General features: G+C 47.8%; 29 protein-coding genes and 2 other RNA genes. 5 read left to right on the top strand and 26 right to left on the bottom strand.

Annotated elements, in window-relative coordinates:
* Window positions 1-61: 61 nt before the first annotated feature.
* The 4 genes from H569_RS0110225 to rnpB all read right to left on the bottom strand — a co-directional run bounded on the left by H569_RS0110225 (window position 62) and on the right by rnpB (window position 1851).
* Window positions 62-382, bottom strand: a complete 321-nt coding sequence (locus H569_RS0110225; RefSeq protein WP_027364920.1) for an SCP2 sterol-binding domain-containing protein — start codon at window positions 380-382, stop codon at window positions 62-64.
* 90 nt (window positions 383-472) lie between these two features.
* Window positions 473-1102 carry a TetR/AcrR family transcriptional regulator gene (locus tag H569_RS0110220; protein ID WP_027364919.1) on the bottom strand — a complete coding sequence of 210 codons (630 nt, stop codon included), beginning with the start codon at window positions 1100-1102 and terminating at the stop codon, window positions 473-475.
* Window positions 1103-1242: 140 nt separating this feature from the next.
* Window positions 1243-1425: non-coding RNA, 6S RNA (gene ssrS / locus H569_RS21800), on the bottom strand.
* 89 nt (window positions 1426-1514) lie between these two features.
* Window positions 1515-1851, bottom strand: an RNA gene (gene rnpB, locus H569_RS21795) — RNase P RNA component class B.
* Between the two features lie 160 nt (window positions 1852-2011).
* Here rnpB and H569_RS22515 point away from each other — a divergent pair.
* The 3 genes from H569_RS22515 to H569_RS0110200 all read left to right on the top strand — a co-directional run bounded on the left by H569_RS22515 (window position 2012) and on the right by H569_RS0110200 (window position 3360).
* Complete coding sequence (locus H569_RS22515) at window positions 2012-2176, top strand: hypothetical protein (protein WP_157833510.1); 165 nt, start codon at window positions 2012-2014, stop codon at window positions 2174-2176.
* Between the two features lie 137 nt (window positions 2177-2313).
* Window positions 2314-3159, top strand: a complete 846-nt coding sequence (locus tag H569_RS0110205; RefSeq protein WP_027364918.1) for a Gmad2 immunoglobulin-like domain-containing protein — start codon at window positions 2314-2316, stop codon at window positions 3157-3159.
* An 18-nt stretch (window positions 3160-3177) separates the two neighbouring features.
* Window positions 3178-3360, top strand: coding sequence for a hypothetical protein (locus tag H569_RS0110200; protein ID WP_027364917.1), 183 nt, complete (start codon window positions 3178-3180; stop codon window positions 3358-3360).
* A 16-nt stretch (window positions 3361-3376) separates the two neighbouring features.
* Here H569_RS0110200 and H569_RS0110195 read toward each other — a convergent pair whose 3' ends face one another.
* Both H569_RS0110195 and H569_RS0110190 read right to left on the bottom strand, forming a co-directional pair.
* Entirely contained in the window at window positions 3377-3643 is a 267-nt protein-coding gene (locus tag H569_RS0110195; RefSeq protein WP_027364916.1) for a hypothetical protein, read from the bottom strand.
* Between the two features lie 176 nt (window positions 3644-3819).
* Window positions 3820-4407 carry a hypothetical protein gene (locus tag H569_RS0110190; protein WP_027364915.1) on the bottom strand — a complete coding sequence of 196 codons (588 nt, stop codon included), beginning with the start codon at window positions 4405-4407 and terminating at the stop codon, window positions 3820-3822.
* Between the two features lie 78 nt (window positions 4408-4485).
* Here H569_RS0110190 and H569_RS0110185 point away from each other — a divergent pair, with 78 nt between their 5' ends.
* Window positions 4486-4773 carry a hypothetical protein gene (locus H569_RS0110185; RefSeq protein ID WP_027364914.1) on the top strand — a complete coding sequence of 96 codons (288 nt, stop codon included), beginning with the start codon at window positions 4486-4488 and terminating at the stop codon, window positions 4771-4773.
* A gap of 52 nt (window positions 4774-4825) precedes the next feature.
* Here the strand turns inward: H569_RS0110185 and H569_RS0110180 are convergent, their stop codons facing one another.
* The 6 genes from H569_RS0110180 to H569_RS0110145 form a co-directional block, all read right to left on the bottom strand.
* Window positions 4826-5239, bottom strand: coding sequence for a peptidylprolyl isomerase (locus tag H569_RS0110180; protein ID WP_027364913.1), 414 nt, complete (start codon window positions 5237-5239; stop codon window positions 4826-4828).
* A 152-nt stretch (window positions 5240-5391) separates the two neighbouring features.
* Complete coding sequence (locus H569_RS0110175; RefSeq protein ID WP_027364912.1) at window positions 5392-5640, bottom strand: DUF1540 domain-containing protein; 249 nt, start codon at window positions 5638-5640, stop codon at window positions 5392-5394.
* Window positions 5641-6042: 402 nt separating this feature from the next.
* Window positions 6043-7353 carry a TRAP transporter large permease gene (locus H569_RS0110165; RefSeq protein ID WP_027364911.1) on the bottom strand — a complete coding sequence of 437 codons (1311 nt, stop codon included), beginning with the start codon at window positions 7351-7353 and terminating at the stop codon, window positions 6043-6045.
* Entirely contained in the window at window positions 7350-7841 is a 492-nt protein-coding gene (locus tag H569_RS0110160; protein ID WP_027364910.1) for a TRAP transporter small permease, read from the bottom strand. The genes H569_RS0110165 and H569_RS0110160 overlap by 4 nt, the downstream gene beginning before the upstream one ends.
* Before the next feature lie 20 nt (window positions 7842-7861).
* Entirely contained in the window at window positions 7862-8938 is a 1077-nt protein-coding gene (locus H569_RS0110155) for a TRAP transporter substrate-binding protein (protein ID WP_034630192.1), read from the bottom strand.
* Window positions 8939-9175: 237 nt separating this feature from the next.
* A complete protein-coding gene (locus tag H569_RS0110145) occupies window positions 9176-9568 on the bottom strand; it encodes a methyl-accepting chemotaxis protein (protein ID WP_027364908.1) in 393 nt (130 codons plus the stop codon).
* Window positions 9569-9891: 323 nt separating this feature from the next.
* Between H569_RS0110145 and H569_RS20010 the strand changes: the two genes are divergently transcribed.
* Window positions 9892-10755: a methyl-accepting chemotaxis protein gene (locus tag H569_RS20010; protein WP_051273566.1), complete on the top strand. Its 864-nt coding sequence runs from the start codon at window positions 9892-9894 to the stop codon at window positions 10753-10755.
* Window positions 10756-10919: 164 nt separating this feature from the next.
* On the opposite strand, the gene H569_RS0110135 is transcribed toward H569_RS20010, so the two are convergent.
* From H569_RS0110135 to thiD, 14 genes are all read right to left on the bottom strand, one after another.
* A complete protein-coding gene (locus H569_RS0110135) occupies window positions 10920-11537 on the bottom strand; it encodes a Fe-only nitrogenase accessory AnfO family protein (RefSeq protein WP_027364907.1) in 618 nt (205 codons plus the stop codon).
* Between the two features lie 55 nt (window positions 11538-11592).
* A complete protein-coding gene (locus H569_RS0110130; protein ID WP_027364906.1) occupies window positions 11593-11904 on the bottom strand; it encodes a (2Fe-2S) ferredoxin domain-containing protein in 312 nt (103 codons plus the stop codon).
* Between the two features lie 162 nt (window positions 11905-12066).
* Entirely contained in the window at window positions 12067-13020 is a 954-nt protein-coding gene (nifB, locus tag H569_RS0110125; protein WP_027364905.1) for a nitrogenase cofactor biosynthesis protein NifB, read from the bottom strand.
* Window positions 13021-13025: 5 nt separating this feature from the next.
* Entirely contained in the window at window positions 13026-14444 is a 1419-nt protein-coding gene (locus tag H569_RS0110120; RefSeq protein ID WP_027364904.1) for a nitrogenase component 1, read from the bottom strand.
* 10 nt (window positions 14445-14454) lie between these two features.
* Window positions 14455-15810, bottom strand: coding sequence for a nitrogenase iron-molybdenum cofactor biosynthesis protein NifE (gene nifE, locus H569_RS0110115; RefSeq protein WP_027364903.1), 1356 nt, complete (start codon window positions 15808-15810; stop codon window positions 14455-14457).
* 163 nt (window positions 15811-15973) lie between these two features.
* A complete protein-coding gene (gene nifK, locus H569_RS0110110) occupies window positions 15974-17356 on the bottom strand; it encodes a nitrogenase molybdenum-iron protein subunit beta (protein WP_027364902.1) in 1383 nt (460 codons plus the stop codon).
* 1 nt (window position 17357) lies between these two features.
* Entirely contained in the window at window positions 17358-18995 is a 1638-nt protein-coding gene (gene nifD, locus H569_RS0110105) for a nitrogenase molybdenum-iron protein alpha chain (RefSeq protein WP_027364901.1), read from the bottom strand.
* 58 nt (window positions 18996-19053) lie between these two features.
* Window positions 19054-19434 (bottom strand): P-II family nitrogen regulator, encoded by a 381-nt coding sequence (locus tag H569_RS0110100; protein WP_027364900.1) that lies wholly within the window; start codon window positions 19432-19434, stop codon window positions 19054-19056.
* A gap of 133 nt (window positions 19435-19567) precedes the next feature.
* Entirely contained in the window at window positions 19568-19897 is a 330-nt protein-coding gene (locus H569_RS0110090) for a P-II family nitrogen regulator (protein WP_027364899.1), read from the bottom strand.
* A gap of 21 nt (window positions 19898-19918) precedes the next feature.
* Window positions 19919-20737 (bottom strand): nitrogenase iron protein, encoded by an 819-nt coding sequence (nifH, locus tag H569_RS0110085; protein ID WP_027364898.1) that lies wholly within the window; start codon window positions 20735-20737, stop codon window positions 19919-19921.
* Window positions 20738-21306: 569 nt separating this feature from the next.
* Window positions 21307-22200 carry a beta/alpha barrel domain-containing protein gene (locus H569_RS20005; RefSeq protein WP_051273565.1) on the bottom strand — a complete coding sequence of 298 codons (894 nt, stop codon included), beginning with the start codon at window positions 22198-22200 and terminating at the stop codon, window positions 21307-21309.
* Window positions 22201-22387: 187 nt separating this feature from the next.
* A complete protein-coding gene (locus tag H569_RS0110070; protein ID WP_027364897.1) occupies window positions 22388-23011 on the bottom strand; it encodes an MtnX-like HAD-IB family phosphatase in 624 nt (207 codons plus the stop codon).
* 15 nt (window positions 23012-23026) lie between these two features.
* Entirely contained in the window at window positions 23027-23653 is a 627-nt protein-coding gene (thiE, locus tag H569_RS0110065) for a thiamine phosphate synthase (protein WP_027364896.1), read from the bottom strand.
* Window positions 23643-24461, bottom strand: coding sequence for a bifunctional hydroxymethylpyrimidine kinase/phosphomethylpyrimidine kinase (gene thiD / locus H569_RS0110060; protein ID WP_027364895.1), 819 nt, complete (start codon window positions 24459-24461; stop codon window positions 23643-23645). Before thiD ends, thiE begins: the two co-directional genes overlap by 11 nt.
* Between the last annotated feature and the right edge of the window lie 12 nt (window positions 24462-24473).

The raw sequence follows: 24473 nt of genomic DNA, 5'->3' as shown, positions 1-24473 counted from the left end.
GAAAATTTTTAAAATAACAATTAACCGGAGGGGAAACCCCTCCGGCTTAGATAATCTCCAATTAGCTTAAAAGTGTTTGCAGGCGCATTGCCAGTGACATGTCGCCGGTTACTTTCAATTTGCCGCTCATAAACGCGCCCATGCCGTCCAGCTTGCCATCTACCATATCTTGAAAATCAGCTGCTTCCATGGAAATAGTAATGTTGGGGTTGTCTGCCGTGCCTTCGTTTACCTGGGCTGTCCCATTATCAAAAACAACAAAGTATTCTCCGCCGCCATCACCGGAAAGGCTAAACTGGTACGTGGCTGTAAGGCCGGCCATTTTGGAAGGGTCAGCGTTTAGTTTTTCCTGGATACCTGCAAAAACTTCTTTCATGCTCATTAATTATAATCCCCCTTTAATATGGTACTTTATAAGATCGGCGCGTTTACGGCACCGCATCTATCTAAATGCAATTTAATGAATGAATTATCATTCACTAATACTAACAGCAACACCATGTAAGACTAAATTGATAATATGCTTTAACCTTTCCTCCAACCGGACTGGTGAAACCATATCTTCCCTCCAAAGAGAATACAACAATTCTCTTCTGGTGAGGTAGACCAGGCAAAGCCCGTGGATACTTATGATTAGCTGGTTGACGTCAACATCGGGACGGATTTGCCCCTGGCTTACCCCGTCCTTAAAAATTTTTCGCAGACCGGGCATGGCGTTCTTCAGATACCCCGGCAGCAACCGCCCGGCTTGCTTACTGCCGTAAAGGTTCTCCCAGCTGAGTAACCGCACAAAATTTTCGTTATTCGCCAAAAAATAAAAATATTCCCGAATGATTATACACAGGTTGTCCAGAGGACTGGCGGCGGAATCGAATACTTTTTCACCCAGAGCATAAATCTTGCCAAAGTTATATTTTAAAACTTCAGTATACAGGTTTTCTTTACTTTGGTAGTAGTGGTAAATCATCCTTTTATTGACTTTAGCCTCGGCTGCTATTTCATCCACCCGGGCACCATCCAAACCTTTTTGCGCAAAGATTCTTTCTGCACAGAACAAGAGCCGCTCCTTAGTATCTTCCTGCCTGTTACCTCTTCCCCCCATAGACACCTCACAAGTAACTATTTAGTTACCTCAAGTTTAATCTAAAGTTCTCTATATTGTCAATATCAGGCTTGAATATTCTGAAAATAATTTATTAAAAACAAAGGGCCCCCGCAATAAAGCGAAGACCCATTAAAAACATATTCCCCACCAAGCCGTAACCCACCAGCTTTTTATCAACCCACCTCTCACAGGTGGGTGCCCGGCCGGCTGGTTCTGTCTTCCGCAATACTTGGCGGCTTGACATAAGCACCCGGACCGAAAGCTCCCTTGTTACTTTTGTAGGTTAAAAAAACAAGGGGTTACGTACCAAGTAGGTAATATTATATTCTCATAAACGATAAATTTTTTCAAGATCGTTTGACACTAACACTCAAAAATTCGTTTGCCAATATTAAAATAAACGAAGCACGGCCGTAAGCGAGATTCTGTTTCGACAGTCATCTATCTAGGCAGACCACAGTCTGCCTCCCCCTAACGGGGGTGCCCCTACCCGCGGCTCAAAGGCCGCCTATTTGGGTTGCACGCTGGCGGAGTTTACCCTTGCACTCACCGGTTACCCGGTGACCTGGTTTCTGTGGCACTTTATGACTACTCAAAACCCGTTGGGTTTCTTTTGTCGTCGTCAGGTCGCCCTGCCCCGGCTTGCGCCGGGCACCATACTACACCGGTCAATGATGCGCCGGTGTGCGTGTCTCGACTTTCCTCTACCAACCGCTTTAACCGGCCGGCAGCGACTGTCCGCCGTACTTCGATTATATTTAAATATTGACATTACGTAATTATAAACCATTCAGCTGTCTTATGCAAATGTAATGTATACCAGCATTAATTCGTTGACTACATAAAATTATAGTGATACATTAAAAAAAACATTATACTTCTGACTTTGAAAGGGGGATTATTCAGATGGAAGGACACTGGATGGATTTTTATATCATCATGGGTACAATTGCAGTTGTCGGCATCGCCTCGGGGATATTTGCCAATTCGATTAAAAAAGCTATAAGCAAGCTTGAGTATTTGGCTAACGGCAAAGTAACGGATCACCACTCATATATCCCTTATGATTAATAAGTTATTTGTTTATTAAAAGATCTCCTTCCATACGCGCGGAAGGAGATCTTTGCTTTTTTATGGTATGGAAAAGACCCCGGTAAAATGGTATACTGTTATATATTTTCTTCTAAATTTACAAAGGAAGTGAAGCATTGCAGTTAAGCCGTAAAGTATTGTTGCTTTTAGTTTTCTCATTTGTAATAACCATGGTAGGATGCAGTACCAGGGGACCATCGCCGGTTAAATCCGAACAACCGGGCAATGTAAATGAGGAGCAAAAAAAGCAACCGGATATCAACCTTGCACTTTACTTTGTTAAATTTACAGCAGAAGATGCTTATCTGGTCAGGGAAGTTCGTTCTATTCCATATACCAAAAATGTAGCCTCAGCAGCCATGACCGAATTAATCAGGGATAAAAAGAGCATTCTTGCACCCGGAACCAAAGTGCTGGGCATAACCATTGAAAACGGGCTGGCCACGGTTAACTTCAATGATAATGTACTGGAAACAAACACCGGTTCTGCAGGCGAAGCGCTGGGCATTCAAAGTATCGTCAACACATTAACTGAACTTCCCAACATTGAAAAAGTTGCTTTTCAGGTTAATGGTAAAACAAACGGTCGCGCTATGGACTGGTGGGGACATGTAGGGCTTTACGGGCAGCCGTTTTCCAGGGATCTTTCCAAAGTCTACGAACCCGCCATCTGGGTAACCCACCCAACACCCAACCAGGTTGCCAGCGTACCACTGCTGGTCAAAGGCAGCGCCAGAGTATTTGAAGGGGCGGTCAGCGCCAGATTGCTGGATGACAAGGGTAATGTTATGGCAAAAAGCTGCGCAACAGCAACGGCAGGCGCGCCGGAACGAGGCAATTTTGAAATGAGCATTAAATTTGATCCTCCGGCAGAAGGACACGGCGTATTAGAGGTTTATTGGGCCAGTCCCAAAGACGGCAGTATGCTGGACGTAGTTTCGGTTCCACTGCAATGGCCTTAAAACAACAGGAGGTGCTCCATGAGCAAGACAATCAATAATAAAACAACCAGCAACAAAACAATCAACAGTTTTCCCACGGAAACAAGAAACGCAGAAACTGTGGTAAAAAGGGTCAAAAAGGATCTTGTCTGGGTTATTGTTAGCGTAGCTCTGGCATTTGCCGCGGCCGCGGCAACTTATATGTTGATAAAACCTGCCTGAAAAGGCAGGTTTCTTGCTAACGGTATTCGAAGTACCACAGCACGGCCGCTCCGGCCATTCCCAGAACTTTTATCAAACCGGATCTTTTGTCCCCAACAATCCCTTTATATTTAAACCATTCCACCAATCCAGTTGGAATAACAAATATTATAAACACAGCCCGGGCTACTTGAGCCAAAGCCGGGTGGCCAATTGACAGGACCCAGAGAATTACTGCCCACATGGCCATAGCCAAAGTAATCCGCACCGGCTGGGAAAAATTTTTGTTTCCTTTTTCCACCAAATATAACGCCCCCTTTTCCATATGTAATATTCATTTTTAGCCCGGTAATTCCTCCCGAATAAACAAAAGCATTAAAGAAAAAAACTCCGTCCACCCGGACGGAGTAGCTGAGAGAGATTTAGGAGGCTGGTTACTGCTCACTGCAGTATTTATATTATTGTCCCGAATTTTTCTTTTTATCCCTGTTTTTTTAAATCTTTTATCATATGGCTGGCTACACCGTGAAAAGACATGGCAAAAGAATTAAAATGGACCGCCCATTGATCCCCAAGATTGATTACGCTAAAAGGTTCAGTACTCCTAACCGTTCCGTCGGACATCGTATAATCGACCTCCACGAGGGCTTTGTCGCTTCCCACCGGATGGAAGTCTTTTAACTGCCATTCAACCGGGTGCAGCTTTTCCATTTCCTGCTGCAGCTTTTCTATAGTTATTTCACCGCCACTTTCATCAAGGCCAATCATACAAGACTGAGCCTTGCTTAAGTCGTTGATAATCAGACTGTCAATTAACGTATTTAGTGCCAACTTAACATCGGAAATATTTTTATTATATTGATCTACCGTATAAACCGTACTTTCGTTTTGGCCGGGCAGAGGTGCAGCCACAGCTATATCAGGTGTTTTAGTTTGTTTATTTTTTTCTTTCCCGCTTGCCTGCTGATCCGCTGCAACTCCTTTATCTACCGCTGATAACTTTGGCAGTGAACAACCTGCAAGAAAAATCACAAGTATAAGCAAGGCCCATAAGCTCCTTGGCGCCATTTCGCGAAACTCCTTTCGGTCCCTTTTTATGGTTATTTACATATAATAAAACAATAATCCAGGGCAGGTGAGATCAGAATGGATTGGGAATCAAGGTATGTAGAAAAAATAGAAAAAGAGCTTGAATCTATGCACAAGCAGCTAAATTCAATTGAAAAAAAGCTGGCAGAAGATTTAGAACGCAACATGGCTAAACTATTAATTTTAAATAAGGAACGACACCAGGAGTATCTTAATTTAAACCAGCGCATAGATAACATGGGGCATAAACTTGACCGGTCTGTGCAATGGAACGTTAAATTTGTTCTTGGTACTTGTTTAGCCGCAGCAGGTCTTATTGTTGCCGTATTTACCAAAGCAATATAAAACCGGCCCGGGTAAGCCCGGTTTAATACCTGGCTTCCCGGTTCCGGAGAAATTAGTCAATTACCTTGACTTCATTCATTTGATCTCCTATTTCCAATTTGTCAACAACATCCATGCCTTTTATTACCTTGCCAAAAACGGCATATTGTCCATCCAGCCAGCCGGCATCTGTTTTTAGGATATAAAATTGGGAACCAGCTGAATCAGGATTGGCCGATCTGGCCATGGCTACCGCTCCACGCACGTTTTTTAAATCCTTATGGGTTTCGAATTTAATAGTCCACCCTGGACCACCCGTGCCGTTCCCCTTAGGGTCTCCTCCTTGAACCACCCAGTGTTCAACCCGGTGAAAGGTTAACCCGTTATAAAAACCATCCTCTGTTAGCTTTAAAAAGTTACCAACTGTAATAGGCATCTTGTCCGGGTATAATTCAAATTCAATTTCGCCTTTGCTAGTGTTCAACATGATTTTTTTCGTTTGTTCCAAGGTACCAGCTCCCTCTGTTTCTTAAATTTAACACTCTTAGAAATAATATACCCTTTTGGTCTCCTGGACAACCCTTAAAAACCACTTCATAAAAGAACCGAACCCGGCCTACGACCGGGTTGGCTCTGGCATTATGACATTTTGTTAATGCCGTCCGATGTTTTTCTGGCAGACCCTTTGGGAACAAAGGTTTTACAGCAAGTAGCCATGCAGGATTGAGCCGAAGTAGGGGTAAGCTGCTGGGCCATCGTAGCATCAATGGCGTCCGAACGGTTGTCTCCAAATTCGTCAGAGGCAACCAGAATCTCATTAGCTGAACACTTGTTTCCGTTTGTCCAATAATGGCAATTGTTAATAATGCAGTGAATATGCTGGTTCAACCGCTAATCCCCCTTTATTGGTTTTTATCGTTCCCCCAATTTATTATTTTTCAAAAATTTGTTTTTATGTACTTTTATTTAACATCATGAACATTAAAATTTTGTCATTTGTCTGACAGATTATTACTGGCTAAAATGATAATTTATAAGTAATCCATAAGAAATAAATCCTCTATCCCCCAAATCACCAAAAAGCCCCACCCGGGGCTTTTTGCCTTAAGCTCGTCATAACATCTATCATTCCGACAAAGCAAAAAAAATTAGCGCCAAAATAAAAGCAATAACTATACCTAAAACCAAGTAGAGCAGCGGAGACATAGTCAAAGACCACCTTAAGTATGGTTTTGACTATGTTATCCCCCACTGTCCTATTTTATCAGTCTCATTTCCACCGGATTTTCTTTAATGCAACAGCGTTTGAGGCAATATGGTGGCAATTTGCGGAAATACAATTAAAATTGCCAGGCAAATAAATAACGCAAATAAAAAGGGCCAAATACCTTTGAAAATAACTTCCAAAGGTATCTCCGGGGCAACCCCCTTGATCACATAAACATTCATGCCCACAGGCGGCGTAATGACACCCATGGCAACCACTAATACGATAATAACCCCAAACCAAATAGGATCATAGCCCAGGATGTTGACAGCAACGGGATAAAATATCGGGATGGTTAATAAAACCAGGGCCAGCGCGTCGATAAAACAGCCCAAGATGAGATAGATGAATAATATTACAGTCATAACCACAAAGGGTGGAAACGGCAGGGCACCAGCCCAGTTGGCCAGTTCAAAGGGAACCCTGCTTACGGCCATAAAGCGTCCGAAAATAACTGCGCCCGCCACCATCAGCATGATCATAGCTGTGGTCCTGGTAGTATCAAATAGGGATTTTTTAAAGCCATCCCAGCTGATGCGCCTTTCCAGCAAGGCGATAGCCAGTACTCCGGCTGCACCCACTGCACCGGCTTCTGTGGGTGTAAACCAGCCGGCAAAAAGGCCGCCTATGGACAGGCTAAAAACCACCAACACTTCACCCAGACCGCCGCGCAGAGAAGCCGCCCTTTCTTTCCAACTTGCTTTCGGTCCGGCCGGGCCAAGCTGGGGATTCCGGGCAACTAAAAAATAAATTACAGCCATGTATAGCAACATCAGCAGTATGCCGGGTAAAATACCCGCCATAAATAATTCTCCAATAGACTGCTCGGTGGACATCCCATAAACAATAAAAATAACGCTGGGGGGAATGAGCACCCCCAGAACCCCACCGGCTGCCACACTGGCGGTGGCCAGTGAAATGTCGTACTTATACTTTTTCATTTCCGGCAGGGCTATAGCTCCCATGGTAGCCGCCGTAGCGGTGTTGGAGCCACATATTGCTCCAAACACCGCACACGCGGCCTGGGTTGCTATAGCCAGGCCGCCCGGCAGGTGTCCGATCATTTTATACGCAAAAATATATAGTTTTGAACCTATGCCGGAGTAATAAGCCAGGAACCCCATCCAAACAAACATGGCAACTACACTCAGGGTATACGATGAGAATGTCAAATATGTTTCCTTTGCCACCATACTAAATGCCGCAGTCGTTGAAGTTAACACACTGAAACCGGCAAAGCCTACCAGTGCCATGGCAAAGGCGATTGGCATCCTTAATACCAATAGCGCAAAGAAAGCCAGGATACCAATCAAACCTATTGTTTCAGGGTTCATTTATTAATAGCCGCCTTTCTGATTGACTCGAATAGTCTGATTACCAGCACCAGGCACAGGGCCACCAGTCCAAATGATACCAGGTAAATAAAAGGATAGAAAGGTATCTGCGAGGTTGGTGACACCACTCCACTTGCACTCATGCTGCCCGCGTATTTACCAATGTACCAGGCCGCCACCCCCCAGAAGGAAACAGCCAGCACATTGGTAAAAACGTCAACACAGGCTTGTATCCTTCTGGAAAACTTATCAACAACAAAGCTAACTGCAATATGGCCGTTTTGCAGGGCGCATGAAGCCAGAGCCAGGCCGATCATTCCGGCGGTTAAATAGCCCACAAACTCATATGCGCCCAGGATGGGACGGCTGACCGCCACACGCAGGATAATATTAACAACGGTCAGCAGCATTACCAATACTATACAAAATGCGGCTATCTGATCTAAAAATTTACTAAACCCGGCAACCAAGCCCGACAGCTTTTTCATGACACCAATGACCTCCAAAATTACTTGACTTGTTGATTATATTTATCAGCTAAACTCTTAACCGTATCCAAAATTTCCTGGCCGTTAAGTCCTTTTTCATTCATACTTTTCACGAACTCGTCCTGGATAGGTTTAACTCGGCTAATCCATTTTTCTTTTTCCGCGTCCGGCAGTGTTATCACTTCCATGCCTTTTTCATCCACCGCCCATTTGAGTGCCGGTTCGTTTTGTTTATCCCATAACCCGGCGCCAACTTCATTAAAGAACTTTTTGTTTACTTCTTCTATGGCCTTTTGATTTTCCGGGCTCAAGGAATTCCATTTATCCAAATTCATGGTTAAAAAGAACAAAGTGTTGTATAGGAATGGGGTCCGGGTTAAATACTTGGTCACCTCAGCCTGTTTCCAGCCTTTTAATACCTCAACAGGTCCCAGGTTGCCTTTTACAACCCCTTTGGATAAAGCTTCATAAGCATCGGACTGGGGCATGGCTACAGGGGTGGCGCCCAGTAACTCCAGGGTTTTGGCGCTAAGACCGGTTGCCCGGATTTCTAATCCTTTCAGATCATCAAGAGTGCGTACCGGAACTTTGGTATACAAGTCGCCAGGGCCGGTCGTAATCACCATCATCAGCTTGGTATCCTGAACCTCTTTAGGATTTAATTTTTGGATGCCTTCCCAGGCAACATTGCTGGCAACCTTGGAATTATTATAGGTAATGCCGGGTAATTCAAAGGCCTCAAGCACCGGAAAACGGCCCCTGGTATAAGAAAAACATGAAAGCCCGATGTCGGCAATACCGTTGACTACCCCGTCATAAATTGCATCTGCTTTTAGCAGCGTTTCGCCGGGGTAACTTGTAATTTTAACCTGTCCGTTGGTTGCTTCCTCAATAGCCTTGGCCCAGGGCTGGATTAAATCAGTCTCGGCAGGGTGCGTGCTGGGGAAAAAGTGGGCCAGTTTGAGTTCCACCACTTGCTGTTTACCCTGTTCAGCCGGAGCTTTAGAAGATGAACAGCCAGTTACAACAACCAACAGCGCTGACGCCAAAAAGACCAGTAATAACAATAACCGCCGTTTCTGCAACAATTTAAACACTTTCAACCATCCTCCCGTTTTAAAAATTTAAAGCAATAAAAAAACCCCCGTAGGAGTTAAAAAGAAGAACATTTTCCTCCAAGCATATTATATTATCAATATCAATATGCCTGAAAATAAATGCATCCCTTTTTCCTACCGTCCTAGCCATCCTACCATTTATAAATACCTTATTCAGCGAAATAATAAAGTTTCCTGCAAGTTTTGCAATTTTTTATAAAAAATTTTTTCGTTTTTCTACACTTTAAATTTTTGCACAAGATCGGTTAGCTCCACTGCTAAACTATCTAATGATTCCGCAGAGTCCGAGACTTCCTCCGTCGAGGCAGTTTGCTCTTCAATGGAAGCTACTGCTACCTGAATTCCGGAAGTCATTTGACCCGCAACCGAAGCTACCTCTTTGATTTGCTCATTTAGTGCCTGCACCGCACTAATAATATCTTTAAAGTTTTGCCCGACTTCCCGTACAACCTTATCCCCGTCAGCTACATTTTTACCGCCTTTAGCCATTATATCTACGGCTTTTTGCGTCTCCAGCCGGATAGCGTTAACCAGGCCGTAAATTTCTTTAGCAGCGCCAGCCGACTGTTCGGCCAGCAGACGGATCTCTTCCGCGACCACGGCAAACACGCGCCCTTGGCGGCTAAACTGGATGTTGAATCGGATGCTGCCCTTATTTCACCAATATTAAGCCCCAGCCCAAGACGCCCCGCAATTTTCAATTTTGCCATTATTGCCTCACCTTACCAAGTTTATGAAAATTAATTAATTAACAAATTTCAACCAAAACCTCAAAAAATATTTTTCTTATGATTAAATAATTTTTATAATTTCCAGGAAAAGATAACGTTTTCTGATGCAAATATTTTAGATGTGCCGGTTGAAACAATAAATATTGCAGGAATTTATCATAATTTATCAAATTTATTTAATATTCAGATTGCGGGGAGGCGTTGACAATAAATAACGATACCAATTCGAAAAAAGATGATAATTTGCAATTATTATTAAAAGTCGCACCTTACATTCATCAAACAATGGGGGTTGAAAACGTATTTAGCTTAACTGACACAGAGAAATACCTTTGTGTATTCCAGGGAACAAAGTTAAAGTTACCTGTAAATCCGGGAGATCTCATTAAAAATGGAAGTATTGCCGACACCATTATAAAAACAGGTAAGGTACAAGTAAAACGAATTCCCAAAGAAGTGCTGGGAACTCCCTACATTGGGAAAGGCATACCCGTAACTGACGATAAGGGAAACGTCATCGGCGCCATAGCCACCGGCTTATCAATAGAAGCGCAGGAAAAGTTAAGCAATATGGCGTTGGATTTAAATTCATTTCTTGATAACATTTCCACAACCAGCAGCAATTTAATGAGCGCATCAGAGGAATTAGCCGCCACGGCACAGGAACTGGCCGACAATACCTCAGAAATTGAAAAAGACATAAAAGACATGGACACTGTAATTGCCTTAATTAAAGAGGTTTCCAACCAAACACACCTGTTAGGCTTAAATGCTGCCATTGAAGCAGCCCGTGCTGGAGACCAGGGGCGCGGGTTTAATGTAGTGGCAGAGGAAATTCGCAAATTAGCAAGCAAAACAAATCTGTCGGTAAAAGAAATTGGTGCTAAGCTAAAACATATTCAGGAAACAATACTGGGCTTTGCAACACATACACATGAAATCTCGGCGGTTTCACAGCAACAAGCCGCCACGACTGAAGAGATGGCAGCGAATTTGGAAAAGATTAAAGTTATGGCCGAAAGACTGGCACAAATATCAGAAGATATGCTGAAAATAGACTTATAAATTCGATTAAGAAGCCCTGCGGCAGCTACATTTTTACAAAATTCCCGGAGGTGTTAAATGTGATAAACCAACTTATTCAAGATTGCTTGGAGGTCACAAGTACTATACTTTAAAGATCAAAGAACGAGAAGCTTTTGGGCGTCTCGTTCTTTGCTATACCATGATTAACCACAGCAGGTTTTTGATATGATTATCTTTTTCCCTCCTTCTAAAATTTCACCATTTAGCGCACCTGCGGCAAATTCCGCCTCCAACCAGGGTGGAACGTGGCTGCAGATTACTTCCAGTTCAAAAAATTTCTCCCGGCGCAAAAACGGCTGCAGTACCTGTTTGGAGGTAATACCGCCACCGCTGTCCTGGATTTCTTTGATGGAAACTCGATAGCGACCTTCACCAATCTCCGACGGCACCGGAATTACAACGGCGGTAGTTTTTGAGGTTAAGCTTTGTTCATCATCTGCACAGTATAGAATATAATCCAAAAAATCGCCAGGTTTTCCCTGCATCTCCCATACCGTGCAATTGGACTTTTCCAGTTCGTAATAAGGTATGCCGGTAACCGTTTGTCCCACAAATATTTTGCAGCTGCCCATTATATCGGCTATTTCGTCCATCATCCGGCGCAAGCCCGCCATGCCCTCCACGGAGGCAGGGTTAAAACTTTTTTCCCGGCAAACCTTCCAGCTGCCCTGCCTTTTGCGGTACACCACCAATTTCCCCGGAGCGTTTAAAGGTGCCGTTTCGCCATTCTCATTCACGTAAACCGCTATATCGAAACCCATGATAAATCACCTCCAAGGTCGGACCTTTAACCTACTCTCGATTTCCATGTTAAGGTTACTTTAGGAGTAAACGCTCTAAGACATTGCCACCCAAGATGTGCTCCTCCATGATCTCCTCCACATCGCCTGGAGTTACACCTCCGTACCAGACATTATCCGGGTAAATTATCACCACGGGACCCTGCTCACAGAGGCCCAGGCAACCGGTATTGGAGATAAAGATCTCCCCGGACAGCCCCTGGTCCTCAATTTCTTCCAAAAAAGAGGACAGTATTTCCAAGGAAGACTTGCCGTGACACAGACCCTTTGGTTGGCTGCCGGTCCTGGTGCTGATGCAAACGAATATATGGTGTTTAGGCTTGTTCATATAACGACCCCCTCTAATGAAAGGGGACACGCCTCCTCTTCAGAGGAAAGGGGACACACATCCTCTTTGGGGTTAGGCTTTGGGGTAGGAGAAATGTCCCCAATAATGGGCTCCAAGGTCGGAGGAATGCCCCCATTACTTTAAAAAACGATGATTTTAACTTTATAAAGCCGTCGCAACTTTCCGCTCCCTGCCACTGCCGCCGCTATCAGCAGCAGGCTTTTTACCCGCAGCGTTAAACTCCTGGGACCGGTCTTCGTCAAGCAATCCGATGGCATCGGCCCGGCATTGTTTACAGTGGCGCATCTGTCGCATTTCGTGGCCGCAGATTTCACGCATTCGGTTAAGTTCCGCAACATCAGTTGGGGCGAAATTCTGAAAAACACTACCCGGAGCAGGCACCAGCGGCATAATATTGGTGATGAACGCGCCCAGTCCTTTCACCAGCCGCACCACCTCAGGAATCCGTTCATCATTGATGCCCTTGACCATCACGATATTCACTTTCACCAGCACCCCCTGCCGGGCAAGAAACCCGATACCTTTTTGCTGGTTTTGCAATAGTATTTCCGCACCCGCCGCACCACGGTAAACCCGGCTCCGATAATTGACGCGCCTGTAAATTAATGACCCCGTAGCGGGTTCGACACAGTTAACGGTTACGGTTACGTGCCTGACACCCAGCTGCACTATTTCCCGGGCATATTCCGGCAGCATTAAACCATTGGTGGACAGGCAGAAGATAACTTCCGGGTCAACTTCCTTGATTAGTTTAATGGTTCTACTAACACTGCCCCAGTTGGCCAGAGCGTCTCCCGGGCCGGCTATACCAACCACGCTGAGGTTGGCGACCTTATCCCGCACCAGCAGGTATTTGTCCCTGGCGGCTTCCGGTGTCAATACCTCGCTGGTCACCCCGGGCCTGCTCTCGTTGACGCAGTCATACTTGCGATTACAGTAGTTGCAGCTAATATTGCACCGTGGCGCTACAGGCAGGTGCATCCGCGCATAATGCCGGTGGGCTTGAAAAGAATAGCAGGGGTGCCGGCCGGTCATTTCCAGGGTGCCGGCATCTACCTGCATCGCATGAGAATTGTTTGCACAGTTAAAGGTCAATGTATTCACCTCACCTCTTTAGCGCAGTACTTTTCATGGGGACATTCCTCAATTCCAGTTTTCCGGTAAAATTTCCGGTACATGGCGGCGCGGTAGTTTCTATGCTTGTGTTCTAGAATGGTATTGGTAACCCGGTCCAGGAACATAGTGGTGCCGGTATAGCCAACTGATAACAGTCGCTGGCCGCCCACCCGGTCGTGAATGGGAAAGCCTATCCTGACCAGAGGTATACCTTCTCTTTCCGTCAGGTATTTGCCGTCGGAATGGCCGATGGCTATATTCACCCCGGTCTCCCGGCATGCTTCCCGAATCTGGGTAAAATCAGCTTCATTTAAATAACGCGCTTGCTGTGGGCTGTCCGCCAGGATCGGGCCGAGCAGTTCTTCCAGGATGGCATTACCACTGCCGGTGGCCACCACCGCCGGGTACAAGCCGTTTTCCGCACAAGTTCGCGCCACGGCGTAAACCAATTCGGGGTCACCGAACAAGGCGCCGCTGCCCAGCGCATTGTATTTGTGCGAGTCAACCATACAGTCCAGCAGGCGGCCCCTCTCCATATTCAGTATCTGGGGCGCGCTGTTTCCACTCAATTGCGCCAGCAGGTCTACCAACCTGTCCGTGGCCTCAACACCCATGGGCACCGGTAGGTTATACAGGGGCACCCCGAATTCTGATTGCAAATAGTGGCCCGGGGAGAGCTTTTCCTCCACCGTCACACCAAATTGAATGGTGGCCGCTGCGCCCGGCATACGGCGGACGGACTCAATTGAAGTACCTCCCGGGGGAATTTTGGTGTAAGGCCTGGCAATGGGCCGGTCCAGGGTATCGGATATATCCGGTACCAGTGTGTACCGTACCCCCATCAAGTTCAGGATACGCTTGATTTCCCGGATATCGGCGGGACTAAGGTTGGGCACTATGACATTTATGCCGCCATGCTTTCCCGTAGTCTCAGCCAGGCCGGCCACAATTTTTTTCACCGCCAGCCAGTACCCCTCACTGTGAGTGCCCCCGTAGCCGGGAGTGGAAACGGCAACCAGGGATATTCCCTCCAGACCTCGCTGCTTCAAGTAATACCGGGCGATCCCCTCCACGTCCTCCCCGATGGTTTCCGCCAGGCAGGAAGTGAGTATGCCGATCAACCGTGGTCTGTATACCTTACGGATATTGTCCAGTGCCTGAAACAGGTTCTGGGCCCCACCGTAAACCGTTCCTTTTTCGTTTAAAGAGGAGGAACCCACGTCGATGGGTTCATTATAGTGCTCGGCGATGTGACGACGCATGTAAGTGCTGCAGCCCTGGGAGCCGTGGATGATCACCATGGACTCCTCAATCCCCTTGAAGGGCAGGATACCCCCCATGGGCATACACATATTGCAGGGATTTTCATTAACCATTCGGTATGTCGTTTTTTCTCGCGCCATAGATTTCACCTCATATCTCCCGGGCATATTTCCAAACCGGTGAGCAAACCGTGGAGTAAACCTCACGGGCAAAGTTCACCGCGCCCACATAGCCGCTCAAAGGGTGCTTGCGGTCGTGGTTATGATCAATAAAGGCCATTCCCAGTTTATAGGCCAGGGGTCTTTCTTTAACTCCTCCTACCAGCAGGTGAGCCCCTTTTTCAATCATAAACCGTTCCAGTTCGGAAGGGTTGGCGTCATCCAGGATGACAGTCCCGTCATCGGCCAGATCATGCAGTATCCGGTACTCCTCTTCCCTGCCGGTTTGGGTACCCACCATGACCACATCAATGCCTATTTCCCTGAACTGTTTAATTAATGAAATGGCCTTAAAACCGCCGCCCACGTAGACAGCCGCCTTTTTGCCCTCCAGTTTTTCCCGGTAACGCTCAATCTGCGGTCTGAACGCACCGGTTTCCCGTTCTATAAGCTCCTCCGCCAGGTTCATCATCCTGGCATCATTGAAAAAAGCAGCAATGTTGCGCAGTGACGCCGAGGTATCCTCCAACCCCAGGAATGAGACCTGCAGGGAAGGTATGCCGTAAAGTTCCTCCATCCGCCGGGCCAGGTAAGACATGGAGCCGGCGCACTGGATGATATTCAGCGAGGCCTCTGGGGCTTTTTGTAAGTTATGGTAGTTACTGTCCCCGGTGAAGACCACGTTTATTTCCACGCCGATTTGTCTGAGGTAACCGGTGATAATCCAGGCCTCACCAGCCAGATTAAAGTCTCCCAGATAGTTAATTTTTTTTGTATGTCGCTTAGCTCCCCCCGGCGGCTCAATGAGACGCAGCAGCGCATCGCAGGCCGCCCGGTAACCTGCTGACTTATTTCCGATAAAACCACTGGATTGAACAGGTATAACTTTGATGCCGTGCTTTTTAGACGCAGCCTTACAAACTGCTTCAAGGTCGTCACCAATTACGCCCACCACACAGGTGGCATACACAAAAACCAGTTCGGCCCGGTACTTTTGCACCAGTTCGTCAATGGCCCCGGCCAGTTTTTTTTCACTGCCGAAAATGATATCGTTCTCCTTCAGGTCGGTCGAAAAACTGTTGCGGTATAGTTCCGAACCGCTGCTGAGACTGCCCCTGATGTCCCAGGTATAGCTGGCACAGCCGATGGGCCCGTGCACCAGGTGGATGGCGTCGGTTACCGGATTCAATACAACCCTGGCCCCACAGTAAACGCAGGCCCGCTGGCTGACACAACCGGCAATGCTGTCTGTGTCACACTTGAGCCGGCTTTTCCTCTGCCGTCCCTTGATCAGAATGGAAGATTCCCTTTCCAATATCAAATTTTCATTTTTTACAGCTCCCGCCATTTTTATCACATCTTTCCTTAAAACTAAAGCCGGAACCAAAATCCTAAACCGCTAATCTGTGAAGCCAGAATTCAGGAGCCAGGAGTCAGAATCCAAAATGAACAAGGAAGAAGAATTATAATTAGTTCCCATTCTGAATTCTGGATTCTGAATTCCTGCTCCTTTACAACACCAGTTCGAAATCTTCATCCGCAGCATCACGGTCCTTACGGTCCAACAGGGCATTGCCGATCATCTCTACCAGCCGCATGGCGCCCCGGTAACCGACAATGGGCAGATAAGAATGGATGCCCCGGTCCAGAATAGGGAACCCCACCCGCACGAAAGGAATGTCTTCCGCCCGTGCGATATACTTCCCGTAGGTGTTGCCCAGCAAAAGATCCACGGGCTCGTTCTTGATCCACTGATGCAATTCGAACAGGTCGCCCGCCGCTTTAACCCGGCCCTCCAAGCCGGCCGCCGCCAGCATGGCCTTAATTTCCTTTTCAAATATACCCGAGCCGGTCAGAATGCCGCCGGGAGTACCGGTAAGCACGTGCAGCGGATGCATACCCAAGCTTAAAACGAACTCCGTCAGCCCGGTGAGGATATCCGGGTCACCGAAAATTGCCACTTTCTTTCCGTAAAAATGGTGGTGATTATCGGTCATTACATCAACCAGCTGGCCGCGCTCCTCCTCCAATTCATAAGGTATCTCACGGACAAACTTGCCCCGCAGCGTCATCAGAAAATCATCAGTTGCCTTAATCCCAACCGGTGTTTTCAGGGTAAGAGCCGGCACCCGGCAGTTCCGCTCCAGCAAGTGGGCGGCGTCGCTTGAAGCGTAATAACCCAAGGCAATGGTAAGCTTGGAGTTGCCCGAGTCGCGGATATCCTCCACTTTGGCGCCGCCGGCGGGGAACATTTCAAACTTGCCGGTCATGGGGGAGTCCAGCACCCCTGAAGTATCAGGGAACATGATGAACCTGACACCCATCTTGCCCGCCAGCCGCTTGATTTCCCGCATGTCCCCGGGATTTACGAAACCGGGGATGATGTTCACCTGCTCCTTTTTCTCGTCCGTCGTTGCTTCCGCCAGATAGGCAACCATGCCCTTGACCATGTTGGAGAAGCCGGTTATATGCGAGCCCTGGTAGCTGGGCGTGTTGGCATGGATTACCAGTTTACCTTCAGGAATCTCAGCGCCCTTGATGATGGTAGGTATATCGTCCCCGATGGTCTCCGACAGGCAAGTGGTATGCACCGCTATTACATCCGGATTATAGATGGCAAACACGTTTTTGATGGCGGTTTTCAGATTGCCGCCGCCCCCGAACACCGAGGCGCCCTCGGTAAACGAACTGGTGGTGGCCATTACCGGCTCCCTGAAATGCCTGGTCAAGTGCGAGCGGTGATAGGCGCAGCAGCCCTGGGAGCCGTGGCTGTGGGGCATGCAATTGTGGATGCCCAGGGCGGCGTACATAGCCCCGATGGGCTGGCAGGTCTTGGCGGGGTTAATCCCCCCGCCGGTGCGTTTAATTAGTTCTTTGGGCGTACAATCCAACATTTTATGTCGCTACCTCCTCAACGCATGTATTAGCCGTACAATCCTCAACGGTGCCCTCCAGCAGCGGCTGGTTTTTCCAAGGCGGCATAATGAAGTTCCACGTTGGAGTGGCAAATCCCATGGCCACATCACGGGCAAAGTTCACCGCACCCCGAAACCCTGCGTAAGGACCGCTGTAATCATAATTGTGCAGCTGCTTGGTGGGAATACCCATTTTTTGAGGAATATACTTATCCTTGATCCCCGAGGAGAAGATATCCGGCTTAAGGATTCTAATAAATTCCTCGGTCTCATAATGGTTCAAATCGTCAACTACAATGCTGCCGTCCGTCATATCGTCAATCATCCCTTTGTAGTTGCTCAACGGAATCTCCTGCTTTAGCTCCTCCATCCTCTCCGCCGGTATTTTCAGCCGGTAGCGCCGCTCGTCCGGAGTTACGTGCAGATCGGGAATATTTTTGCTGTCAGCGTCGGCTTTAATGTTCGGCAATACGTCCCGGCCCTCGTAATCGTCCCGGTGGGCGAATTCGTAGCCCGCCAGCACCGTGGTCACACCCAGTTCCTCGTACAATCCCTGGTAATGGTGGCCGCGGGACCCCCCCACAAAGCAAAAGGCGGTTTTACCCGAGCAAATTTTCCGGTAAGGCTCCAGTTGCGGCTCAATCTCAGCCAGTTCCTTCTCGATAACCTCTTCGGTACGCTTGATCAGGGCCTCGTCCCCGAAGTACCGGGCCATGTTGCGCAGCGATTCGATGGTGGCCCGAATGCCGATAAAGTTAACCTTCAGCCAGGGAGTGCCGTATTTGGTTTCCAGCATGGTGGCTATATAGTTGATGGACCGGTGGCACTGCACCAAGTTCAGCTGCGCCACATGGGCGTTTTTAAGCTTTTCATAAGAGCCGTTGCCAGTCATTACCGCCTGGACCTCGTACCCGATCTCGTTCAAGATCCGTTCAACTTCCCAGCTGTCGCCGCCGATGTTGTACTCGCCCAGGATATTGATGGTATACTTGCTGGGCGGCTCCTCCCAGTCACCCTCGCCGATGATATTCTCCATCAGTCCATTATTGGCAATGTGGTGGCCGGCAGACTGGCTGACCCCCTTATAACCCTCACAGCTGTAAGCTGTGATGTTCAGGCCGTGCTTGGCCCGGGCCGCCTTGGCCACCGCCTGGATGTCGTCACCGATAAGACCCACAGGGCAGGTGGCGGAGATAGTAATAGCGTTGGGCTTGAATATTTCCACCACCTCGTCGATCATCCGGGCCAGTTTCTTTTCGCCGCCGAAAACGATGTCGCTTTCCTGCATATCCGTTGATACACAGTAAGCCAGGAAATTTTTTTTCGGCTCATCGGCCCTGGCTTTGTTGCGCCGGGTCAGCCAACTGTAATAAGCGCACCCGATGGGGCCGTGCACTATGTGCACCATGTCTTTGAGCGGCCCCAGTACCACACCCTTGCAGCCGGCGAAGGCACAGCCGCGGTTAGTGACAATCCCCGGGATGGTTCTGGTGTTGGCTTCTATCTCCTGAGTTTCCAGGGCGGAGTCTCTGATCAGGATATGTTTTTTACGATTACGCTTCACTTTGGCGGGATATTTATTGAGAATCTCTTCCAGCATTTTTTCATTAATAGCCAAAATTATCCACCTCCCTTAATTTGGGGACATTCCTCCGAAGGAGGTGTGTCCCCTTTCATTAAATTGCCGCCTCGCCCCGTTCGCCGGTTCTAACCCGCGCGGCGTCCAAGACGGGGCAGATGAATATTTTGCCGTCACCCTTATTGCCTTCCTTGTTGACGCTTATAATAGTGTTTACAACTTTATCAACCTCGTTATCCTGAACCAGAATGCTAAGCATACGCTTGGGAATAAGCCTGCTGCCCTTGGACAGGCTTTCACTGACAATACCGGCTATTTCCTCGGTAGCGCCCATATCGTTCAGAAGTGACAGGTCTACGTGAATCTTACCCCGGCCCATCACCTTCATGGCGTGCAGGCCGCAAACCCCGATATCCGCCAGGGCTTTTTTGGTGACATTAACCTTATTCATCCGGATAATGGCGATAATCTCCTTCATGTTAGTCCTCCTTTAATTTGGAACATTAACCCCGGAACCCGGCTCCATAGGGGAGGTGTATCCCCTTTCATCGCCGGGGGCATTCCTCCGACCCCAGAGATAGGCCCTAAAGAGAAGTGTGCCCCCATTCCGCTTACAACTCCTTGGTACCGCTGCTGATTGTATAAGCCTCTTCAACCGGGGTGACGAAAATCTTACCATCGCCAAAGGCGCCCTTTTCGCCGGTTTTGGCGTACTTGGAAATGATGCTGATCACATCTTCCTTATCCTTATCATCCCGTACCACCAGCATCAACATATCCTTGGGTATCTCGTCGTAAACCACTTCACCTACTTTCACTCCTCGCTGTTTACCGCGGCCCACCACGTCAATCCTGGTTACTGCGGGAAACCCGGCGCTGTTTAATTCGGCCAGGATGGTATTGGTTTTTTCAGGGCGCACAATGGCTCTGATCATTAACATTGGCAATCACTCCTTTTCCTCTTAATCCAAGATGCCGTAGGTCATCAGTAGTTCTTCCAGTCGATCCTGGGTCATTGGCTTGGGAATTACAAACATGTCGTTGCCGTCTATGTTCCTTGCCAGGGTCCGGTACTCGTCGGCTTGGGGCACCGTGGGGTCATAATCAATAACGGTTTTCTTGTTGATTTCGGCCCGCTGCACAATGTTGTCCCGGGGCACGAAGTGGATTAGCTGTGAACCAAGTTCTTCAGCGAAAGCCTTTAACAGTTCATGTTCGTTGTCTACTTTGCGGCTGTTGCAGATGATCCCGCCCAGCCGCACGCCGCCGGAATCAGCAAATTTTTTTATCCCTTTGGAAATATTGTTGGCGGCGTACATGGCCATCATCTCACCCGAGGCCACGATGTAGATTTCCCGTGCCTTGCCTTCCCGAATGGGCATGGCAAACCCGCCGCAAACCACGTCACCCAGCACGTCATAAAACACGTAATCCAGGTCCGGCGTATAGGCCCCCAGCGATTCCAGCATGTTGATGGAGGTAATGATACCCCGGCCGGCGCAGCCAACACCCGGTTCGGGCCCCCCGGATTCCACGCATTTGGTATTGCCGTAACCCAAACGCATAATGTCTTCAAGGTCAATGTCTTCACCTTCGTCCCGCAAGGTATCCAAGACGGTTTTTTGGTTCAGGCCGTGCAGCAATAACCTGGTGGAGTCGGCCTTGGGGTCACAACCCACCACCATTACCTTTTTGCCCAACTCAGCCAGGGCAGCCACGGTATTCTGGGTGGTGGTGGACTTGCCTATACCACCCTTGCCGTAAATAGCTATTTGTCTCATCTTTTCATCCCCCCATATTGTTATAAAAAAAGAGGCACTTACAGCCAAAACGACTGTTAATGCCTCAATGCATAGTTTACTACAATGTTAATCAAGGGAAGATTGCCAACAAGATATGAGGAATTTCCCCTATAATGTTAAGACGCCGGTAATAATACCGGCGCCATCGCCCAATCCCTTTCGATACAACAATGTACCGCATATTATTAATTTAGAATAAACTTTGTGAACATTCATCCATTGCACCTATAAAGAAGGCATATCCTCTTTCAAAATTAATAATAAAAATAAATAATAAAGCACCGGCATCATTACCGGCGTCCTTGCCATTTATGTGGCACAACAACGTACCTGGTTATATTAATTATAATAATACTATATCAAGCAAAAATCAAGTATTATTTTAAATAAACTTATTTTGTTAAAATTAAAATTATCATAATATTTAATTAGTAAATACCCATAAGGCAATGTTTGTTTTATTATATTATATCACTAATTAATCAATACTAAATAAAGCTTAATCATATTTTACCAGCATATTAAAATATCCTTGCTGCACAGTGCTTTTAGCCCTCTCCGGCACGGATAATAACGTCTCCGGAATAATGCCGGTATTTTAAAGATGTCCTGTTGGCCGCCCCGGCAACATACTTGCTCAGTATAGTTAGAATACCCGGCTTGAATTCTCCGCTACGGGGGCTTACGCATTCTTTGAACAACATAACCATGTCTTCAAGGCAGGTGTTTCCTGCCCGCTCCCCCAACCCGCCGACAGTAGTACTAATGTACCCGGCGCCGGCGGCAAAAGCAGCCAGGCTGTTGGCTGTGGCCAGGCCGAAATCATTATGCCCGTGAAACTCAACCGGAATATCAAGTTTTTCTACCAGCATGCTTATCACCCTGCGGGTGTTAAACGGCTCCATAATGCCAACGGTATCAGCAAAGCGCAACCTTTCCGCACCTGCTTCCTGGGCCAGCAGAGCGTACTCCAGCAAAAAACTGAAGTCCGCCCTGGAGGCGTCCTCGGCTCCCACTGAAACACGGCAGCCATAATCACGGGCATAACGTACAGCCCTTACCAGACAATCCATGACCCATTGCCTGCTTTTACCCAATTTTTCTATTATGTGCAGTTCCGATACCGGCGCTGAAATATGTACCTCCCGCACGCCACAGGCTATGGAAGCTCTAAGATCTGCCAGCAAAAGCCTGTTCCATACAGATACCCGCGCGTTCAAGTTTAAATTGGCAATAGCCCTTACCGCTGCCTGTTCAAGGGTGCCCATGGCGGGAACTCCTGCTTCAATAACCTCAACTCCAAGGAAATCCAGCATTTTTGCTATAGTCACTTTTTCATGCAGGGTGAAGGCAACTCCCGGCGCCTGTTCGCCGTCCCTTAGAGTGGTATCGACAATAGCGGGAGCCGGTTTAAAGTGTTGTTTTTTTATTTCATTTTGCATATGATTAACCCCCATAAAAAGTTAAAACCCCCGCACAGTGGTTTATCCTCTGTGTGGGGGCATCTTTGCCAAAAGGTACAACATTGTTTATTTGTGTTATGTTATGATAAAGATTATAAAGCTCAAGTAATAAAAAATCAATATGATAAATTTTTCTTAACAATAGAGGTCATGACTTTTTTGTATTCTAACTCAGCTTTTCCAATACGTCGACAAAACTGGCGATGGGTAAGGCCGGAATACCCTCGGCCAAGCAGTACTCAAGCAGCTTTCCTTTGGCAAAAACGAGGTTACTGTAACCGGCCGGGCACGTATCGGAAATACCGTCCCCCACGTAAACCGTCTGGCTGCCCGGCACCGTCAAACGCTCCATCAGCGAGCGTTTACAGGTGCCGCATAAACCACACTCCTGATTATAGTAGGTGCAGGAAATGCGGAACTCCTTTTCATACACCAGCTTATTAGCGAAATAAGGTAATTTAAAACCATACTTTTTAAGGATATATTCAATGCAAAAGTCATAGCCATCGCTTAGGATATAAACAGGGTGGCTGTTTTTCTTGCAGTAATTGACAAAGGACCCGAAGCCCTCGTCTATTTCTATGGTATCCAGCAGATTCCGCAGGTCATCCAAGGTGGCCCGAAAGAGCTTGAAAGTCCTGTTGGCGCATTCCTCAGTTGAAATTTCCCTTTTCTCCCACAGTTCATTGATTTGCTGCCAGCCTTCGCCGGCAAAAGCAGCTACCATAGCCTCGCTGGTATCCCTTTTGGTAATGGTGCCGTCAAAGTCAACGAAGAATGTTCTCTTCACCGGTTTCCCCCTTCCCTAGCCCTCTTGCCAGGCAGCACACAGCTCCCCGGAAATCCGGCCCGGGTCCGGGCTGCCCAGAATGCCCGACACGATGGCCACCCCGTCTGCACCGGACTTCTTAACTTCCTTCACGTTATCCAGGTTAATGCCGCCGATGCCTACAACAGGGATGGACACCGACTTTTTAATGTCCCGCAGCCCTTCCGCACCCAAAGGTTGGATGGTGACAACCTTGGTTGTGGTATGGTAAACAGGACCGGCCCCCAGGTAATCAGCCCCGTATTTTTCCCCATACACTGCTTCCTCTATGTTGGAAACAGAATAACCTATTATTTTTTCCGGCCCCAGAATACGCCGGGCCACCTGAAGAGGCAAATCCTCTTGGCCGATATGGATACCGCCGGCGTCGACAGCCAGGGCGATATCCAGGCGATCATTGATGATTAAAGGCACCTGATATTTGACGGTAAGGTCTTTAAGAGCCAGGGCAATTTGGTAAAAATCCCGGCTGGAGGTTTCCTTCTCCCTGAGTTGCACCAGGGTTACCCCCCCGCGCAAGGCGTCCTCTACGGCTTGACACAGATCCCGGCTTCCAAGAACGGCCCGGTCGGTGACCAGGTATAAACTATAATCACATTTCATTGCTTCCCACCCTCTCGTCACTATCCTTATAATACCGGTAAAAGTGATGGGTTGGTCCCACACCCCGGCCCAGCGGGAAAGAATGAGCAATCGCCCCGCTGATGTATTCCTTGGCCTTTGCCACAGCTTCTTCCACCGGGTAGCCTTTGGCCAGGGAGGCAGCGATAGCTGAAGAAAAAGTGCAGCCTGTACCGTGAGTGTGAGGGGTGGCTACCCTACCACTCCCAAAATGGTGAAAAGTTTTTTCGCTATAGAGGACATCAATAGCGTCACCCTTTAGGTGCCCGCCCTTGACTACCACATGCTTCGCCCCCAGCCTGTTAATGGCCACGGCTGCCTTTTCCATTTCATTCAGGGTTGATATTTTTGCTCCGGTAATGACCTCCGCCTCAAAAAGGTTGGGAGTAACCACCTCTGCTAAAGGTAAAAGCACTCTTATCAATGCTTCCCGTGCTTCCGGCTGTAGAAGGGCGCAGCCGCTTTTGGAGACCATTACCGGGTCAACAACGATGTTTTGGGCCTTATATTTGAGCAGCGATTCCCCGATGGTCTCAATAATAGCTGCACTGGAAACCATGCCGATTTTAACGGCATCTACCTGAATGTCCTCGAATACAGCGCTTATCTGATCCCTGATGATTTCCGGATCCAATTCCCGGACATTAAATACACCTTTGGTATTCTGAGCGGTAATCGCCGTGATTACGCTCATACCGTAAGTGCCCAAAGCGCTGAAGGTTTTCAGGTCGGCCTGAATCCCGGCCCCGCCGCAGGAATCGGAACCGGCTATGGTCAAGACTTTGATCACTTTTTTCCCTCC

This window comes from Desulfotruncus alcoholivorax DSM 16058 (assembly GCF_000430885.1).
GTDB lineage: Bacteria > Bacillota > Desulfotomaculia > Desulfotomaculales > Desulfallaceae > Desulfotruncus > Desulfotruncus alcoholivorax.
The sequence above is the reverse complement of the archived record's forward strand: the minus strand, read 5'-3'. Positions and strand labels throughout refer to the sequence as shown.

Excerpts from the sequence above, each read along its gene's own strand:
- H569_RS0110225 (WP_027364920.1), bottom strand. The coding sequence starts at position 382 with ATGAGCATGAAAGAAGTTTTTGCAGGTATCCAGGAAAAACTAAACGCT.
- H569_RS0110220 (WP_027364919.1), bottom strand. The coding sequence starts at position 1,102 with ATGGGGGGAAGAGGTAACAGGCAGGAAGATACTAAGGAGCGGCTCTTG.
- H569_RS22515 (WP_157833510.1), top strand. The coding sequence starts at position 2,012 with ATGGAAGGACACTGGATGGATTTTTATATCATCATGGGTACAATTGCA.
- H569_RS0110200 (WP_027364917.1), top strand. The coding sequence starts at position 3,178 with ATGAGCAAGACAATCAATAATAAAACAACCAGCAACAAAACAATCAAC.
- H569_RS0110190 (WP_027364915.1), bottom strand. The coding sequence starts at position 4,407 with ATGGCGCCAAGGAGCTTATGGGCCTTGCTTATACTTGTGATTTTTCTT.
- H569_RS0110185 (WP_027364914.1), top strand. The coding sequence starts at position 4,486 with ATGGATTGGGAATCAAGGTATGTAGAAAAAATAGAAAAAGAGCTTGAA.
- H569_RS0110180 (WP_027364913.1), bottom strand. The coding sequence starts at position 5,239 with ATGTTGAACACTAGCAAAGGCGAAATTGAATTTGAATTATACCCGGAC.
- H569_RS0110165 (WP_027364911.1), bottom strand. The coding sequence starts at position 7,353 with ATGAACCCTGAAACAATAGGTTTGATTGGTATCCTGGCTTTCTTTGCG.
- H569_RS0110160 (WP_027364910.1), bottom strand. The coding sequence starts at position 7,841 with ATGAAAAAGCTGTCGGGCTTGGTTGCCGGGTTTAGTAAATTTTTAGAT.
- H569_RS0110135 (WP_027364907.1), bottom strand. The coding sequence starts at position 11,537 with ATGGGTTTCGATATAGCGGTTTACGTGAATGAGAATGGCGAAACGGCA.
- H569_RS0110130 (WP_027364906.1), bottom strand. The coding sequence starts at position 11,904 with ATGAACAAGCCTAAACACCATATATTCGTTTGCATCAGCACCAGGACC.
- H569_RS0110120 (WP_027364904.1), bottom strand. The coding sequence starts at position 14,444 with ATGGCGCGAGAAAAAACGACATACCGAATGGTTAATGAAAATCCCTGC.
- nifE (WP_027364903.1), bottom strand. The coding sequence starts at position 15,810 with ATGGCGGGAGCTGTAAAAAATGAAAATTTGATATTGGAAAGGGAATCT.
- nifK (WP_027364902.1), bottom strand. The coding sequence starts at position 17,356 with ATGTTGGATTGTACGCCCAAAGAACTAATTAAACGCACCGGCGGGGGG.
- H569_RS0110100 (WP_027364900.1), bottom strand. The coding sequence starts at position 19,434 with ATGAAGGAGATTATCGCCATTATCCGGATGAATAAGGTTAATGTCACC.
- H569_RS0110090 (WP_027364899.1), bottom strand. The coding sequence starts at position 19,897 with ATGTTAATGATCAGAGCCATTGTGCGCCCTGAAAAAACCAATACCATC.
- nifH (WP_027364898.1), bottom strand. The coding sequence starts at position 20,737 with ATGAGACAAATAGCTATTTACGGCAAGGGTGGTATAGGCAAGTCCACC.
- H569_RS20005 (WP_051273565.1), bottom strand. The coding sequence starts at position 22,200 with ATGCAAAATGAAATAAAAAAACAACACTTTAAACCGGCTCCCGCTATT.
- thiE (WP_027364896.1), bottom strand. The coding sequence starts at position 23,653 with ATGAAATGTGATTATAGTTTATACCTGGTCACCGACCGGGCCGTTCTT.